Annotated in this window: 12 protein-coding genes and 1 tRNA gene; 6 read left to right on the top strand and 7 right to left on the bottom strand. The window is 63.4% G+C overall.

Annotated features, from left to right (window positions below; translation table 11 throughout):
• Positions 1-2: 2 nt before the first annotated feature.
• Complete coding sequence (locus tag I6L36_RS18075) at positions 3-485, bottom strand: YajQ family cyclic di-GMP-binding protein (RefSeq protein ID WP_010673357.1); 483 nt, start codon at positions 483-485, stop codon at positions 3-5.
• Between the two features lie 358 nt (positions 486-843).
• Here I6L36_RS18075 and I6L36_RS18070 point away from each other — a divergent pair, with 358 nt between their 5' ends.
• From I6L36_RS18070 to I6L36_RS18060, 3 genes are all read left to right on the top strand, one after another.
• Positions 844-1,791 (top strand): ketopantoate reductase family protein, encoded by a 948-nt coding sequence (locus I6L36_RS18070; protein ID WP_045523610.1) that lies wholly within the window; start codon positions 844-846, stop codon positions 1,789-1,791.
• Between the two features lie 30 nt (positions 1,792-1,821).
• Complete coding sequence (locus I6L36_RS18065) at positions 1,822-2,397, top strand: DJ-1 family glyoxalase III (RefSeq protein WP_109112124.1); 576 nt, start codon at positions 1,822-1,824, stop codon at positions 2,395-2,397.
• 319 nt (positions 2,398-2,716) lie between these two features.
• A complete protein-coding gene (locus tag I6L36_RS18060; RefSeq protein WP_109112125.1) occupies positions 2,717-4,207 on the top strand; it encodes a SulP family inorganic anion transporter in 1,491 nt (496 codons plus the stop codon).
• A 143-nt stretch (positions 4,208-4,350) separates the two neighbouring features.
• Here the strand turns inward: I6L36_RS18060 and I6L36_RS18055 are convergent, their stop codons facing one another.
• Positions 4,351-5,430 carry an ATP-binding protein gene (locus I6L36_RS18055; protein WP_216986762.1) on the bottom strand — a complete coding sequence of 360 codons (1,080 nt, stop codon included), beginning with the start codon at positions 5,428-5,430 and terminating at the stop codon, positions 4,351-4,353.
• A complete protein-coding gene (locus I6L36_RS18050) occupies positions 5,427-6,155 on the bottom strand; it encodes a response regulator (protein ID WP_109112614.1) in 729 nt (242 codons plus the stop codon). Before I6L36_RS18050 ends, I6L36_RS18055 begins: the two co-directional genes overlap by 4 nt.
• A gap of 155 nt (positions 6,156-6,310) precedes the next feature.
• Here I6L36_RS18050 and I6L36_RS18045 point away from each other — a divergent pair, with 155 nt between their 5' ends.
• Together I6L36_RS18045 and I6L36_RS18040 are read left to right on the top strand one after the other, a co-directional pair.
• Positions 6,311-7,468: an efflux RND transporter periplasmic adaptor subunit gene (locus I6L36_RS18045; protein WP_162540588.1), complete on the top strand. Its 1,158-nt coding sequence runs from the start codon at positions 6,311-6,313 to the stop codon at positions 7,466-7,468.
• 15 nt (positions 7,469-7,483) lie between these two features.
• A complete protein-coding gene (locus I6L36_RS18040; RefSeq protein ID WP_109112611.1) occupies positions 7,484-10,612 on the top strand; it encodes a multidrug efflux RND transporter permease subunit in 3,129 nt (1,042 codons plus the stop codon).
• A gap of 423 nt (positions 10,613-11,035) precedes the next feature.
• Here the strand turns inward: I6L36_RS18040 and I6L36_RS18035 are convergent.
• Positions 11,036-11,123 (bottom strand) — tRNA-Ser (locus I6L36_RS18035).
• Positions 11,124-11,321: 198 nt separating this feature from the next.
• Here I6L36_RS18035 and I6L36_RS18030 point away from each other — a divergent pair.
• Entirely contained in the window at positions 11,322-12,071 is a 750-nt protein-coding gene (locus I6L36_RS18030; RefSeq protein ID WP_103858963.1) for a DsbA family protein, read from the top strand.
• Between the two features lie 174 nt (positions 12,072-12,245).
• On the opposite strand, the gene galE is transcribed toward I6L36_RS18030, so the two are convergent.
• From galE to hcp, 3 genes are all read right to left on the bottom strand, one after another.
• Positions 12,246-13,271 (bottom strand): UDP-glucose 4-epimerase GalE, encoded by a 1,026-nt coding sequence (gene galE / locus I6L36_RS18025; RefSeq protein WP_042017704.1) that lies wholly within the window; start codon positions 13,269-13,271, stop codon positions 12,246-12,248.
• Between the two features lie 85 nt (positions 13,272-13,356).
• On the bottom strand, positions 13,357-14,376 hold the full coding sequence (locus tag I6L36_RS18020; RefSeq protein ID WP_103858962.1) for a hybrid-cluster NAD(P)-dependent oxidoreductase: 1,020 nt from the start codon (positions 14,374-14,376) through the stop codon (positions 13,357-13,359).
• A 100-nt stretch (positions 14,377-14,476) separates the two neighbouring features.
• Positions 14,477-16,126, bottom strand: a complete 1,650-nt coding sequence (hcp, locus tag I6L36_RS18015) for a hydroxylamine reductase (RefSeq protein WP_109112613.1) — start codon at positions 16,124-16,126, stop codon at positions 14,477-14,479.
• Positions 16,127-16,164 lie beyond the last annotated feature (38 nt).

Genomic DNA, 16,164 nt, shown 5'->3' with positions numbered 1-16,164 from the left:
CATCAGTCGCGGAAGTTCTGGAACTGCATCGGCTGGCCCAGTTCGGCGCCACGCACCAGGGCCATGGTCTCTTGCAGATCGTCGCGCTTCTTGCCGGTGACCCGCACCTCGTCGCCCTGGATGGCGGCCTGCACCTTGATCTTGGAATCCTTGATGAGCTTCACCAGCTTCTTGGCCACTTCCTTATCGATCCCCTGCTTGAACTTCACGGTCAGGTGGAAACGCTTGCCGGAGTGGACGCTGTCACCCACGTCCATGGAACTGTTCTCGATCTGGCGCTTGAGCAGGGCGCCGCGCAGGATCTCGACCATCTGCTTGAGCTGGAAATCGGCGTCGGCTTCCAGCTTTACTTCTTCCTTGTTCAATTCGAAGCTGGCTTCCACACCACGAAAATCGAAACGGGTCGCCAGTTCACGGTTGGCGTTATCAACGGCGTTCAACACCTCGTTCATTTTGACTTCAGAGACAATATCGAATGACGGCATAGCCGGGCTCCTCATGCTGTACTTCAGGTTGTGCTGACAGGTGGGCAAATCTACCAGAAAACGGGCAAATTTGCTGATTTCGATGGGATTGCTCTGCTAGAATCCCCTGCGCACAGGAATGGTGAGACCCGTTAGAACCCGTCCAGGAGCGGTCGCGAGAGGTCCGACACTCGGTGAAGTGCAGCCCAGGAACCCGTATGGTCATGCATACATGAGGCTCCCTGGCTGCGCATGAGCCTTGAGCACGACCCGGCAGTCAGCTCATGCACCGGTTCCAGGTATTCACCAAGCGACATCTTCCCTTATCCCGGGTTGGCGGTTGACAGGATGGCAGCCCTTCCCATGATCGAGCCTCTTCATGCCAAGCGGATTACGCGACAACAACCTGAAAACACGCCGTCACCCTGTCTCTCCCGAGTGGACCTTGCTGGGCTGCGGCGCCCTGGGCGGCGTCTTCGCCTCCCTGTTGACCCAAAGCGGCCAAGCAACCCGCCTCCTGCTGCGCGAGCGCCATCGTGCCACCTTGCACCCCGGCGTCGACTTTACCTCCCTTGAGGGGCATACCCAGCTCCTGGCCATCGAACGCGCCTTCATCGACAAGCCGGGCAGCATCAAACGCCTGCTGGTGATGACCAAAGCGGGGCAGGTGATATCGGCCCTCACTCCTCTGGTCGGGCAACTGGCGGCAGGGGTGCCCATCGTGCTGCTGCACAACGGCATGGGGATCGCCGATCAGGTGGTCGCACTCTTCCCCGACAACCCGGTGATCGCCGGCGTCACCAGCCATGGCGCCATGCAGAGCGGCCACTTCGTGTTCCGCCACACCGGCAAGGGGGAGACCTGGCTGGGCCCTGTCAACGAAGCGGCCCGTGCCCATGCCCACCTCGCCGACGAGCTGGCCAGCGCCCTGGGTCAGGCCGGCTGGGATGAGCAGATCCTGACACGCCAGTGGCAGAAACTCGCCGTCAACTGCGCCATCAATCCCCTCACCGCGCTCTACAAGCTCAAGAACGGCGAATTGGCCGGTCCGCGTTTTGCCGATGCCCTGCAGCAAATCTGTGTGGAAGTGGCTGACGTCATGCGGGCCGAAGGTCAGCCTACCGGCAGCGAAGAGCTGTTGCGCCGTGTCATGATGGTGGTGGAGCTCACCGCCGACAATTACTCTTCCATGTATCAGGACATGGAACAGGGCCGCGAGACCGAGATCGAAGCCATCACCGGCTTCCTGCTGAACAAGGCCGCCCTTCACGGTATCGCGGTGCCGGTCAATCAGGGCCTCTATCAGGCCGTCAAAGAGAAGCGCTGAGCAGAGCAGCTGGCAAGCAAGGAGTGCTAGATGAGCGTACTGGTATTGGTGGCCCCCGGGTCGGAAGAGATAGAGACGGTTGCTATCGTCGATACCCTGGTTCGGGGTGGCATCGATGTGGTGCTGGCCTCCTGCTGCCCCACCGGAGCGCGCCAGATCCGCGCCTCTCGCGGGGTGCAACTGGTGGCGGATTGCCATCTCGACGAGCTGACCACCCGTGACTTCGATGCCATGGTCGTACCGGGCGGTCTGCCCGGCAGCGAAGTGATCCGCAACACCCCCCTCGCCATCGACCTGCTACGGGAGCAGGCAGGCCTCGGCCGCTGGCGCGCCGCCATCTGCGCCGCACCCGCCGTGGTACTGCACCATCACGGCTTGCTGGGGGATGCGAGCATCACCTGCCACCCGGGCTTTCAGGCCCGTCTGCCCGCGACACAATTGAGCACGGCAAGGGTAGTGACCGATGAAGCCCATCGCCTGATCACCAGCCAGGGCCCGGGTACCGCCATCGAGTTCGCTCTCGAGATAGTACGGGTACTGCGAGGTGACGAGGCAGCCCGTACGGTGGCCGGTCCCATGGTGTTGCCCCCTTCGGTGTTGCCATAATCGCATCAATCACTTCTCTGAAAACGGCAGAGCCCCCTTGTTTGGTCTATGTTGGCTGCTCTTGTGCTAGATAAAACAATCCGGGCTTCCCCGGCCTGGCACCGGCTGTTAACATGCGCCCCTTATGCCTGTTATGTGCTCTGGGGTGGCCGTCACGCCGCCCTGACCCTGCCCTGTGCGGCCTCTGCCGCCTGACTCCGGTTATGCCGACCGGCCGGTTTACCCGGCCATCAACAGCCAATCCAACCCTGTGATCCCCGCCATTTCCCCTGATTTGCGGGCCTGTGGCCATGGATCCTCAACGAGCGAGAAAATCTCCATGCTGGAACGTGCAAGACAAGAGTGGTTCTCCAACATACGGGGCGATCTGCTGTCGGGCATCGTCGTCGCCCTGGCGCTGATCCCGGAGGCCATCGCCTTCTCCATCATTGCGGGCGTCGACCCCAAGGTCGGCCTCTATGCCTCCTTCTGCATCGCCGTGGTCATCGCCTTCGTCGGCGGTCGTCCCGGCATGATTTCCACCGCCACCGGCGCCATGGCACTCCTGATGGTGACCCTGGTCAAGGAACATGGCCTGCAGTATCTGCTGGCAGCCACCCTGCTCACCGGCCTCTTCCAGATAGCGGCGGGCTACCTCAGGCTCGGCAGCCTGATGCGATTCGTCTCCCGCTCCGTGGTGACCGGCTTCGTCAACGCCCTGGCCATCCTTATCTTCATGGCCCAGCTGCCCGAGCTCACCAACGTCACCTGGCAGGTCTACGCCATGACCGCGGCCGGGCTTGGCATCATCTATCTGTTCCCGCTCGTTCCCGTGGTGTGCAAACTGCTCCCCTCCCCCCTGCTGTGCATCGTCATCCTGACGGCGGTGGCCATCACCCTGGGCATCGACATCCGTACCGTGGGCGACATGGGCGAGCTGCCCGATACCCTGCCGGTCTTCCTCTGGCCCGACGTGCCCCTCAATCTGGAGACCCTGGTCATCATCTTCCCCTATTCAGCGGGGCTGGCGGTGGTGGGACTGCTCGAGTCCATGATGACGGCAGCCATCGTCGACGAGATGACCGACACCCCAAGCGATCGCAACCGCGAGTGCAAGGGTCAGGGGATCGCCAACATCGGCGCCGGTCTGCTGGGAGGCATGGCGGGGTGCGCCATGATTGGCCAGTCCGTCATCAACATCAAATCCGGTGGCCGCGGCCGCCTCTCCACCTTCGTGGCGGGGACCCTGCTCATCCTGATGGCGGTCTTCATAGATGAGTGGATCCGTCAGATCCCCATGGCAGCCCTGGTGGCCGTGATGATCATGGTCTCCATCGGCACGTTTTCCTGGGAGTCGGTATGCAACCTGAAGAGCCACCCCCTCTCCACCAACCTGGTGATGGTGACCACCGTCGCCGTGGTGGTCGCGACCCACAACCTGGCACTCGGGGTCTTCGTGGGGGTGCTGCTCGCCTCTCTCTTCTTCGCCCACAAGGTTGCCCGCGTCATGCTGGTCAAGAGCGACAGCGAGCGCAGCGGCGCCGTGCGTACCTATCTGGTGCGGGGCCAGGTCTTCTTTGCCAGCGCCGAGCAGTTCCTGGCCGGTTTCGATTTCAGGGAGGAAGTGGAGAAGGTGGTCATCGACCTGACGCACGCCCACTTCTGGGACATCACCGCCATCACGGCCCTCGACAAGGTGGTCATCAAGTTCCGCCGTGAGGGGAAAGAGGTGGCGGTCATCGGCCTGAACGACGCCAGTGCCACCCTGGTCGATCGCTTTGCCATCCACGACAAACGCCAGGAGGGAGAGCCCCTGCTGGCCGAGCATTGATCCCGGCGCCCCATTAGGGCGCTGCCTGCAAGCCATAAAAAAGCCCGTCTCTCCCCATGAGATGGGCTTTTTTTGGGCTGTTGGATCACAGTCAACACACGCGCCTCGGCTTGCCCATACTCAACCGATGCGGCAATACGGGGTCATGGCCTGCCGTCAGGGTGCAAGAGGGGCCATGAAAGCAGGAACAGGGTGCCGCCCCGCCCGCCGGGTTGGCAAACAGCACTGCCGCCGTGGGCCTCGGCAATGGCCTTGACCACGGCCAGCCCGAGCCCGCTGCCGCCACTCTTGCGTGAGCGTGACGGATCCCCCCGGCGAAACGCCTCGAAGATATGGGCGGCGACCTCCTCGCTGATGCCAGGCCCTTCGTCTTCCACGCTCAGGATGCACTGGGTGCCCGAACGATGCAGGCGCACGGTCAGCATGCCCGGTACCGCGTGCTTCTGGGCATTTTCCAGCAGCGCCATCAGGGCCTGACGGATGCGAAGTGCATCGCAACAGACACAGAGTTCGGCATCGAGCTCCCGTTTGAGGGTGAAACCGCTCGCAGCCAGAGGGGTGGCAAACGCCTCGAGCACCACGGCAAGCTCATCAGCCAGCCTGACCTCTGTTCGTTGCAACTCCAGGTGGCCGCTGTCGTTGAGGCTCAATACCCGCAAGTCTTCGATCAGGTGGGTCAATCCCTCCACCTGGCGCAACAAACCTTCAAAGAGCGCACGCTCTGGCGGAAATACCCCTTCGGCCAGCCCCTGCAATCGGCCACGCAAGATGGTCACCGGGGTGCGCAATTCGTGGGCGATGGCGGCATTCCAGAACTCCCGCTCGCGGGTCATGCTTTGCAGTCGCTCGGCCATGGTGTTGAAGTCCCGCACCAGTTGCGCCGTCTCCCCGATCGCCTGTTCATCCAGCGGCACGCGCGCATCGAGTTTGCCCTCTGCCACCTCTCGCAGGCTGTTCGCCACCGAATTGAGCGGGGTCAGGATGCGCCGAGAGAGGCGCACCGCCACGTACAGCGCCATCCCCAATGCAATGAGAATGGTCGAGCCAATCCAGATCATCTCGACCCTGGAGGGCATCCAGCTCTCGGAGATGCTGCCAGGCACATAGGTCACGGCAATGGCGTAGAACACATAGGTGCCGATCACCGCGAGGCAGATGATGCCGAGCGCCATCAGCCCCAGGGAGCGGATGATTTGCCTGCGCAGGCCGGGTGCCGATGTCACGCATCGCCCCCGAAGCGATAGCCGACGCCCCAGACACTGGCGGGCACCCCCTGGATGCCCTGTGCCTCCAGCTTCTTGCGCAGCTTGCTGATGTGGCTGTCCACCGTGCGCTCCTGGGTATCCCCCTCCGGCAGGCAGTGGGTCAGCAGTTCGGCGCGGCTGAACACCCGCTTGGGTGCCCGCATCAGGGAGGCGAGCAACTTGAACTCGGTCAGGGTCAGATCCAGCATCTGTTGCCCCTCATCACGGCAAATGCTGGCCTCGTGGCTCTCCAGATCGATCTGGAAGGGGCCGACCCGCAGTACCCGGGCCGTGGTCTGTTTCGCAGCCTGGCTGCGTCTGAGCACCGCCTGTACCCGGGCCACCACTTCGGCCGGGTTGAAGGGTTTGACCACATAGTCATCCGCCCCCATGCGCAGCCCCATCAGCTTGTCGAGGTCCTGATCCAGGGCGGTCAACATGATCACCGGCGTGTCGCAACGGGCACGGATCTCGCTGAGCACCTGCCAGCCGTCGAGCTGCGGCATCTGCACATCCAGCAGCAGGAGATCGGGTTTGCATGCCTGGTGCATGGCCAGGGCTTCGCGGCCATCGGCGGCATGCAGGGTGCGTAATCCGTGGCGTTGCAGGTAAGCAGCGAGGATGTCGGCTATCTCGGCTTCATCCTCTGCAATCAGTACCAGTGACTGGGCCGCCGGGTTGGCGGAAGCAGGAAGATACGACATGGTCGGCCTCGAAAATGGTGGGTTTGAACTTTATCACCGCCTCCATGGATTCTCCACAAAGCCTCGAATCATTCGCAATAGCCCCTCGCCATAATGCCCGCTCGATGTGCTCTCGCGGCAACACCATGCCCGGGAGGCGGTTTAACGAGGTGAATATGATGTTTGTCAAACAGCGGTATGCGGGCGCTTTGCTCGCCGTCATTGCCGTATTCGGATTGGCAGGTTGCGATGGGGCGACGCAAGCGCAAGATGCGCCGGCCCTTCCTCAGGTGTCGGTGATGACGCTGGCAGGTCAGGACCTGGTCATCAGCGAGGATCTGCCCGCCCGGGTAGCCGCGGTGCGCAGCGCCGAAATTCGGGCCCAGATCAGCGGCATCGTGCAGCGCCGCCTGTTCGAGCAGGGTGCCGAGATCAACGCAGGCACCCTGCTCTTCCAGATAAATCCGGCCCCCTTCAAGGCGGATGTCGACAGCGCCGCCGCCGCATTGCAGCGCGCGGAGGCCGTGCTGGCCCGCGCCCGTATCCAGATTGACCGTCTGGTGCCGCTGCTGCGCACCGAGGCCATCAGCCGCCAGACCTATGACGATGCCGTCTCCCAGCGTGATCAGGCGGCCGCCGACGTGGCTCAGGCCAGGGCGACCCTGGCCCGGCACCAGCTGAACCTGCAATTTGCCAGCGTGGAAGCCCCCATCGCCGGGCGCATCGATCAGGCGCTGGTGAGTGAAGGGGCCCTGGTGTCCCCCACCGATGCCACCCCCATGGCCAGGATCCAGCAGATCGATCAGGTCTACGTCGATGTGCGTCAACCGGCCTCTGTGCTGGACACCCTGCGCCAGCAGGCTGGCTCGACGGCACCGGAACTGGCGGTGGACATCCTCGGCAGCGACGGCAAGCCGCTCGGCATGCAGGGGCACATCCTCTTCTCCGGCATCGAGGTGGATGCCGGGACCGGTGACGTACTGCTGCGGGTACTGGTGGACAACCCGGAGCGGCGGCTCTTGCCCGGCCTCTACGTACAGGCGCGCATTCCCCGTGCCCGCTATGCCAACGCCCTGAGCGTGCCTCAGCAGGCGGTGGTGCGCACATCGGGCCAGACCAGCGTGTGGGTGGTGGATGGCCAGGGGCAGGCACAACTGGTTCCGGTCAACACCGCTGAACTGGTGAATAGCCAGTACCGCATCGCGTCCGGGCTCAACGCCGGACAGCGGGTGGTGATCGAGGGGATCGACCGCCTGACCCCGGGGACGCAAGTCATTGCCCATCCCTGGCAATCCCCCGCCGTCAGCCAGCAGGCTGACGGCGGTAACCGTTGAATCGGAGACATTTTCATGCCGCAGTTTTTCATTCATCGCCCGGTGTTTGCCTGGGTGATCGCCCTCTTCATCGTGCTGGCGGGGGTCATCGCCATCCCCAAGCTGCCCATCTCCCGCTATCCCTCGGTGGCGCCGGTGTCGGTGACCCTCTATGCCACCTATCCGGGCGCCACGCCGCAGACCCTGAACGATGCGGTGGTGAGCCTTATCGAGCGCGAGCTGTCTGGGGTGAAGAACCTGCTCTACTTCGAGTCGTCGGTAGATGCCTCCGGCAGCGCGCAGATCACCGCCACCTTCAAGCCGGGCACCGATCCGGAGCTGGCCCAGATGGACGTGCAAAACCGCATCAAGGCGGTCGAGCCTCGCTTGCCACAGGCGGTGCGGCAAACCGGCCTGCAGGTGGAGTCCGCCTCGTCCGGCTTTCTGATGATGGTCGGCATGACTTCACCGGATGGCCGCTTCGATGAGGTCGCGCTGAACGACTACATGGCCCGCAATATCGTGCAGGAGCTGCGCCGCATCGACGGCGTGGGGCGAGTGCAGCTGTTCGGCGCCGAGCAGGCCATGCGCATCTGGGTGGATCCGGGCAAGCTCGCCGCCTACGGGTTGACCATCAGCGAGGTGGCGCAGGCCATCGAGCAGCAGAACGTGCAGATTGCACCGGGGCGCCTCGGCGACGAACCCGCCCTGCCTGGCCAGCGACTGACGGTTCCCCTCACGGTACAGGGGCAGCTGACCACTCCCGAGGCATTCGCCGCCATCGTACTGCGGGCAGGTGCCGATGGCGCCAAGCTGGTGCTGGGTGACGTGGCCTGGGTCGAGCTGGGGGCGCAATCCTACGCCTTTTCCAACCGCGAGAACGGCGTGGCCGCCACCAGCGCTGCCATTCAGCTCTCCCCCGGCGCCAACGCCGTGCGCACCGCCGATGCGGTGCGCACCCGTCTCGCTCAGCTCGCCCCCACTCTGCCGGCGGGCATGGCCTATTCGATCCCGTTCGACTCGGCCCCCTTCGTCAAGGTCTCCATCGACAAGGTGATCCACACCCTGCTGGAAGCCATGGTGCTGGTGTTCCTGGTGATGTTTCTCTTCCTGCAGAACCTGCGCTACACCCTGATCCCGGCCATCGTCGCCCCCATCGCCCTGCTTGGCACCTTCGCGGTGATGCTGCTGGCCGGTTTTTCGATCAACTCCCTCACCATGTTCGGCATGGTGCTGGCCATCGGCATCATCGTCGACGACGCCATCGTGGTGGTGGAGAACGTCGAGCGCCTGATGGCCACCCAGGGGCTATCGCCCAGGGAGGCGACATCGCGGGCCATGAAGGAGATCAGCGGGGCGGTGATCGGCATCACCCTGGGGCTCACGGCGGTGTTCATCCCCATGGCGTTCGGCAGCGGCTCCGTGGGGGTCATCTACCAGCAGTTCACCCTGTCGATGGCGGTGTCGATCCTGATTTCCGCCTTCCTCGCCCTGACCCTGACGCCGGCGCTCTGCGCCACCCTGCTGCGTCCGGTCAGCCCGAGTCACCATGAGAAGCGCGGCTTCTTCGGCGCCTTCAACCGGGGCGTCGAGCGACTCACCGCAGGCTACGGCGTTCGGGTCACCCGGCTGGTCGGGCGCAGCGGACGCGTGATGGCTATCTTCGCCGCCCTCTGCGCCGTGCTGGCCATTGTGGCCACCCAGCTGCCCTCCTCTTTCCTGCCGGACGAGGATCAGGGCTATTTCATGACCTCCATCCAGTTGCCGACCGGCGCCACCAGCGAGCGCACCCTGGCCGTCATCAAGGAGTTCGAGGCCCATGTGGCCTCTCGCGAGGCGCTCGACACCAATCTGGTGGTGCAAGGCTTCAGCTTCTCCGGCGCCGGCCCCAATGCGGCCATGGCCTTCACCATGCTCAAAGACTGGGACCAGCGTCATGGTGCCACGGCTGCCGAAGAGGCTGAGCTGGCACAGGCCGCCATGGCCAACAGCAAGGAAGGCACCGTGATGAGCCTGCTGCCGCCCGCCATCGACGAACTGGGCACCTCTTCGGGTTTCACGCTCTTCCTGCAAGACAGGGCTAACCGGGGGGACGCCGCGCTGCTGGCCGCCCAGGCGCAACTGCTGGCACTGGCGGCCCAAAGCGAAGTGGTGAGCGATGTCTATCCGGACAGCCTGCCCCCCGGCGAGAGCATTCACCTCGAGATCAACCGGCAGAAGGCCGAGGCCATGGGACTCTCGTTCACCAGCGTGAGCAGCACCCTGTCGGCGGCGATGGGATCGCTCTATATCAACGATTTCCCCAACGGCGGGCACATGCAGCACGTCATCCTGCAGGCCGACGCGTCGGCGCGCATGCAGCTCGATGACGTACTCGGCCTGCGGGTGCGCAATGCCAGCGGCGGCATGGTGCCCCTGCGGGAGGTGGTGACGCCGACCTGGCGCCAGTCGCCGCAACAGATGATGCGCTTCGAGGGCTTCCCCGCCGTGCGTCTCTCCGGGAGTGCCGCCCCCGGGGTGTCCAGTGGCGCCGCGATGGCGGAAATGGATCGCCTGGTGGCGCAACTGCCGCCAGGCTTTGCCCTGGCCTGGACGGGACAGTCGCTGCAGGAGCGCCAGTCGGCGGCCGAGGCCCCCCTGCTGATGCTGCTGTCGGGACTGGTGGTGTTCCTGGTGCTGGCCGCGCTCTACGAGAGCTGGTCCATCCCGCTCTCGGTGATGCTGGTGGTACCGCTGGGTCTGCTCGGCGCCGTGGCGGCGGTGATGCTGCGCGGCATGCCCAACGACGTCTTCTTCAAGGTGGGCATGATCACCATCATCGGTCTGTCGGCCAAGAACGCCATCCTCATCGTGGAGTTTGCCCGCCAGTTTCATGGCGAAGGACGCTCGCTGCTTGATGCCGCTGTGACCGCCGCCCGCCTGCGTCTGCGCCCCATCCTGATGACATCACTCGCCTTCACCCTCGGTGTGGTGCCGCTGATGCTTGCCAGCGGTGCCAGCGCGGAGACCCAGCATGCCATCGGCACCGGCGTGTTCGGCGGCATGATCAGCGGCACCCTGCTGGCCATCTTCTTCGTGCCGGTCTTTTTTGTCTTCGTCATCGGCACCCAGGCGCGCATTCAGGCCTGGAGGGCCAGACGAGCCACGCAGCGGAGAGCGTCATGATGTTGCCCCCTGATGTCTGGCGCTCGGCAATGCCGGCAGGGGGCTGCAGGGAGTGGCTCTCAGCCCTCACTTCCAGTGTCATCACGGGCGCTGTGGTGGCGGCCAAGGTGAGAAGGCATGGGCTGGCAGGAGAGCACGGGAGGCGGGATTATCGTCACTGGCGGCAGCAATCTAACGGCCCAGACAATGACAGCGTTCAGACAACAGAGGCCATCGAGACCGTGAAAGAGACAGGCTCGGCGTTCGAGCCAGACATCCACCGGACTGACGGGCAGCCTGGCCGTGCTCGTCCGCATCTTGTTGGCCACCATTGAAGGAACTGACGGGTGGGAGAGCCCCGCTCAGGTTGTCACTCAATGGCACCTGCATGTAGCACGCGAATACGAAAAAGCCCAACTGAATAAATCAGTTGGGCTATATAGATGGCGGAGGAGGTGGGATTTGAACCCACGGATGGTCGCCCATCGCCGGTTTTCAAGACCGGTGCATTCAGCCGCTCTGCCACCCCTCCGCAGCAGTGCGACGCATATTACCCATGCCCCCAGCCCTTGTAAATCCCCACTCCGTTTGTTTGCCCATTTATTGGGCTATCTGGCGCACAAAACCGGCAAAACCGCTACAAACCGTGCTTTTTCAAGCGTATGGCTTGACTTGAAAACAGACTCACCCACTATAGGGGCCACTACCACATCCCCAGCAAGATGGACTTATGAGAATCAAACATGCCCTGTTCGCCGCCCTGACCGGCGCGACCCTGCTTGCGGCGCCCGTGCAGGCGAGCGAGCTGACCAAGAGCGATGTCGAGCAGATCGTGCGCGACTATCTGGTCAAGAATCCGGAGATCCTGGTCGAGATGTCCAACGCCCTGCGTGCCAAGCAGGAGAGCCAGCAGGCCGAGAACGACAAGACGCTGATAGAAGCCCATGCCAAGCAGCTCTTCGCCAACCAGGATCCCGAGAGCGGCAATCCCAAGGGCAGCCTGACGGTGGTGGAGTTCTTCGACTACAACTGCGGCTACTGCAAGCGCGCTCATCCTCTCATTCAGCAACTGCTCTCTGAGGACAAGGAGATCCGCTACATCTACAAGCAGTTCCCCATCCTGAGCGAAACCTCCTACTACGCCGCCCGCGCGGCGCTGGCGGTGAAGCTCGGCCAGCCCGACAAATACCAGACCTTCCACGACAAGCTGTACGCCCATCAGGGGCCCCTCTCCGACGAAGCCCAGGTGAAAGACATCGCCAGAGCCGCCGGCGTGGACTGGAGCAAGGTCGAGGCGAAGATCAAGGACGGCAGCATCGATCAGAATCTGGGTACCAACCGGGCGCTGGCCGAAGCCATGGCTATTTCCGGCACCCCGGCCTTCATCATCGGCGATCAGATCCTGCGCGGCGCACCGCGGGATCTGGCCAGCCTCAAGGCCATCATCAAGGATGTCCGCGCCGGCAAGAGCATTCAGTAACCCGCGCGTTGTGCATGAAAAAACGCCCCGGCATGCCGGGGCGTTTTGCTATTCATGCTGCAAACCATCAGGTCTGATGGGCCGTCGCGAGAAGCTGTCAGCAAGGCGAAGAGCAGCGCAGGGACCCGAGTTTATATGAATAAATGAGGTTCCTGAGCAGCGCATGACCCTTGATCACGGCTTCGCAGCAGGGCCATAACCGTTCGGGTTCTGGCTTTGCCAGCGCCAGGTATCCACCATCATCTGCTCCAGACCCCGCTCAGCCTGCCAGCCCAGCTCGTCACGGGCCAGGGCCGGTTCAGCCCAGCACTCGGCAATGTCGCCGGGGCGACGGGGCTTGATCTGGTAGGGAATGGCACGGCCACTGGCTGCCTCGAACGCCTTGACCATCTCCAGCACGGAATAGCCCTGACCGGTGCCAAGGTTATAGGTGAAGACGCCGGTATCACTCTTGATGCGGGCCAACGCTTTGAGGTGACCGATGGCGAGATCCACCACGTGGATATAGTCGCGCACCCCGGTGCCGTCTGGGGTCGGATAGTCGTTGCCAAAGACCCCCAGCTCCTTGAGCTTGCCCACGCCGACCTGACTGATGTAAGGCAGCAGGTTGTTGGGGATGCCGTTGGGATCTTCACCGATGAGGCCGCTCTCGTGAGCCCCCACCGGGTTGAAGTAGCGCAGCAGCACGATGGCCCAGCGAGGATCGGATTTGGAGAGGTCACGCAGGATCTCTTCAACCATCAGCTTGGAGCGGCCATAGGGGTTGGTGGCGCTGGTGGGGAAATCTTCCCGCAGGGGTACCGAGGCCGGATCCCCATAGACGGTGGCCGAGGAGCTGAACACCAGCCGGAACACGCCGGCCCTGGCCATCTCTTCGCACAGCACCAGAGTGCCGGTCACGTTGTTCTGATAGTAGGTGAGCGGGATCTGGCCGGATTCCCCCACCGCCTTGAGGCCGGCGAAGTGGATCACGGATGCTATCCTGTGTTCGGCAAACAGCCGTTGCAGGCAGGCTCTGTCCAGAATGTCCCCTTCCACGAAGGTGACCGGCTTGCCGGTGATCCGCTCGACCCGCTTGAGAGACTCGGGGGAAGCATTGGAGAGGTTGTCCAGTACTACGACCTGCTGCCCGGTACCAAGCAGCTCGACCAGGGTGTGGGAACCGATGTAACCGGCTCCCCCCGTCACCAGAATTGTCATTTTTTATCCCGTACTTTGCTGAAACTGGGGTTGAGTCTACCCGCACGACCCGCCCGAGAAAAGCTCGGGATACCAATGACGCCCGTCAATACTCCAGGCTCACATCCCCTCTGGCGGTGCAGGAACAGGCCAGCGCAACCCCGTTCTCGAGGTCCTGCGCGCTCAGGGTCATCACGCTCTGGCGCTCGATTTCGCCTTCCGTGGTGCAGCGACAGGCGCCGCACACCCCGGCGCGGCAAGCGGCCATCATGGTCTCCCCCACCCCCTCCAGTGCCGCCAGCAGGGTCTGGCCAGGCAGTATCTTCACTTTCTTACCGCTCTTTTTGAGGGTTAGCCAGAAGTGGTCGCTATCGGCCGCAACTGGCGCCGCGCTTGAGGCCACTCCAGGCAGGCCGAACGACTCCTGATGCAACTGCTCGGGGGGCAGCCCGAGCCCGGCCAGCATCTCGCTCACCACCGCCATATAGGGGGCTGGCCCGCACAGATAGACATGGCGGCTCAAGAGATCCGGCGCCAATTCCTTGAGCATCCCCGGTGTGAGCCGGCCAACCCAGGGATGAGCCGTTGGCGCCTCTTCCCCTACTTTCTCCAGCACTAAAGCATGGCGCACACCGGCATGAGCCTCGGCCAGCGAAGCCAGTTCCCTCGCGAAGATCACATCCCCGGGGGTTCTGGCGCTGTGAATAAAGCGGATATCGGCGTCCGGCCGCTTGGCGAGCTCGTCCCGCAGCATGGCCCACATGGGGGTGATACCGGAGCCGGCGCTGAGCAGCAGCGGCCGCTCGCAGGGGAGCGCGGTCAGGTGAAAATCGCCGAAGGGGCCGTCTACCCGGATCTCGTCCCCCACTTGCAGGCTCTGGTGCAGATGGTGAGAGACCAGCCCCACATCCTTGATGGTGACCTGCCAGAAAGGATCCTGCGGGCTGGAGGAGAGGGTGTAGGCGCGGCAGTGGGGATGGCCGTCAATCATCGTGTGCAGGGTGACGCACTGGCCAGCCAGCACGGAGGGCAGGTCGCCAGCCAGGGGTTCAAATTGCCAGCTCGCCACGTCGTGGGTCTCTGCCCGGCGGGCTATACAGCGCAGGCTCAAAGAGGTGGAGGTCATCGCAAGGCTCCTCTTGCTCGGAAATAGCGTTGAAAAAAGGCGAGCCATCAGGCTCGCCAAAGGCTTACAACATGCTGAGCGTGTAAGGCTGTATCTTTGCTCAGGCCGCCAGGATCTCGGCGAGATCCGCGTCTGCCGTGGTGGTTCCTTTCAGGCCGAACTGCTCCTCCAGCACCTTGAGCAGGGCCGGGGTGAGGAAGGCCGGGGCGGTCGGGCCGGTGCGGATGTCCTTCACACCGAGCGCCAGCAGGGTGAGCAAAATGACGATGGCTTTTTGCTCGAACCAGGAGAGCACCAGGGTCAGGGGCAGATCGTTGACGCCGCACTCGAACGCGTCGGCGAGCGCCAGCGCCAGCTGGATGGCGGAGTAGGCATCGTTGCACTGACCCACGTCCAGCAGACGGGGAATGCCGCCGATGTCGCCGAAGTCGAGCTTGTTGAACTTGTACTTGCCGCAGCCCAGGGTCAGCAGCAGGCTGTCCTGCGGGATCGCCTTGGCAAACTCGGTGTAGTAGGCGCGCTCGGCACGGTCACCGTCACATCCCCCCACCAGGAAGAAGTGGCTGATTTCGCCAGCCTTGACCTTGTCGATCACCGCAGGAGCGGCCTGCATCAGGGCGTTGCGGGCAAAACCGATGGTGATGAAGTGCTCGAGCTCAACGTGCTTGAAGCCTTCCAGCGCTTGCGCCTTGGCGATAACGGCGGAGAAATCTTCCCCTTCCAGGTGGGTCACACCGGGCCAGCCGACGATAGAGCGGGTGAAGATGCGATCCGAGTAGTTGCCCACGTTCGGGTCGATGATGCAGTTGGAGGTCATCACCACGGCGCCCGGGAAGTTGGCAAACTCCTTCTGCTGGTTCTGCCAGGCGGAGCCATAGTTACCCACCAGGTGCGGGTACTGCTTGAAGAAGGGGTAGGCCAGGGCCGGCAGCATCTCGCCGTGGGTGTAGACCTTGATGCCAGTGCCCCTGGTCTGCTCCAGGATGAGCTTGAGATCCACCATGTCGTGGCCGGAGACCAGGATGCACTTGCCCGGTACCGGAGTGACGCGTACCTGGGTCGGCTCGGGGTGGCCGAAGGCGGTGGTTTCACCGAGATCCAGCATCTCCATGATCTTGAAGTTCAGCAGGCCAATATCCATGGCGCACTTGAACAGGAGATCCAGATCGCAGGGATCCGTGCCGAGCCAGCTCATGATGCGATGGAATTCGGCGGCGACCCCGGCATCCTGCTGATCCAGCACCCGGGCGTGTTCCATGTAGGCGGCGGCGCCCTTGAGGCCGTAGAGGCAGAGCAGGCGCAGCCCCATGATGTCTTCGTTGACCTCGTTCTTGCCCCGGTTGACCGCGGTCTGCGGCGCCTGGGCAAGCTGGGCCAGCAGATCGGCACCCGGTTCGAAGCTGGCCGCGGCGGGCAGCGTGTCGGCCTGCACCGCCAGCGGTGCCAGCTTGGCGGCCAGTTGCTGGCGATAGGCCAGCGCCTGGTTGACGTAGGCGACGATGCGAGCGGAGTCGAAGTTGACGTTGGTGAGGGTGGCAAAGAACGCCTTGGGCACGAAAGCGTCTATTTCGCTGTCGACGATGCCGTGCTCGCGGGCCGCCAGGGCCCAGGCGCTGAGCCCTTGCAGGGTATAGATCAGCACATCCTGCAGATCAGAAGTTTCAGCCGTCTTGCCGCACATGCCTTGTGCATAGGCGCAGCCGTTGCCTGCCGGGGTACGAATAGTCTGTTCACATTGCACACAAAACATCATGTCTCTCCTAATTGGACATTTCAGTTATCTGTTTT

It is taken from the genome of Aeromonas sp. FDAARGOS 1406, from assembly GCF_019048565.1.
Lineage (GTDB): Bacteria > Pseudomonadota > Gammaproteobacteria > Enterobacterales > Aeromonadaceae > Aeromonas > Aeromonas caviae.
This window is presented reverse-complemented; position numbering and strand designations above follow the sequence as displayed.

Bases quoted from the DNA above. Each gene is read 5' to 3' on its own strand.
- I6L36_RS18020 (WP_103858962.1), bottom strand. From the start codon at position 14,376: ATGACCTCCACCTCTTTGAGCCTGCGCTGTATAGCCCGCCGGGCAGAG.
- I6L36_RS18050 (WP_109112614.1), bottom strand. From the start codon at position 6,155: ATGTCGTATCTTCCTGCTTCCGCCAACCCGGCGGCCCAGTCACTGGTA.
- I6L36_RS18045 (WP_162540588.1), top strand. From the start codon at position 6,311: ATGATGTTTGTCAAACAGCGGTATGCGGGCGCTTTGCTCGCCGTCATT.
- galE (WP_042017704.1), bottom strand. From the start codon at position 13,271: ATGACAATTCTGGTGACGGGGGGAGCCGGTTACATCGGTTCCCACACC.
- I6L36_RS18065 (WP_109112124.1), top strand. From the start codon at position 1,822: ATGAGCGTACTGGTATTGGTGGCCCCCGGGTCGGAAGAGATAGAGACG.
- I6L36_RS18060 (WP_109112125.1), top strand. From the start codon at position 2,717: ATGCTGGAACGTGCAAGACAAGAGTGGTTCTCCAACATACGGGGCGAT.
- I6L36_RS18030 (WP_103858963.1), top strand. From the start codon at position 11,322: ATGAGAATCAAACATGCCCTGTTCGCCGCCCTGACCGGCGCGACCCTG.
- I6L36_RS18075 (WP_010673357.1), bottom strand. From the start codon at position 485: ATGCCGTCATTCGATATTGTCTCTGAAGTCAAAATGAACGAGGTGTTG.
- hcp (WP_109112613.1), bottom strand. From the start codon at position 16,126: ATGTTTTGTGTGCAATGTGAACAGACTATTCGTACCCCGGCAGGCAAC.
- I6L36_RS18070 (WP_045523610.1), top strand. From the start codon at position 844: ATGCCAAGCGGATTACGCGACAACAACCTGAAAACACGCCGTCACCCT.
- I6L36_RS18040 (WP_109112611.1), top strand. From the start codon at position 7,484: ATGCCGCAGTTTTTCATTCATCGCCCGGTGTTTGCCTGGGTGATCGCC.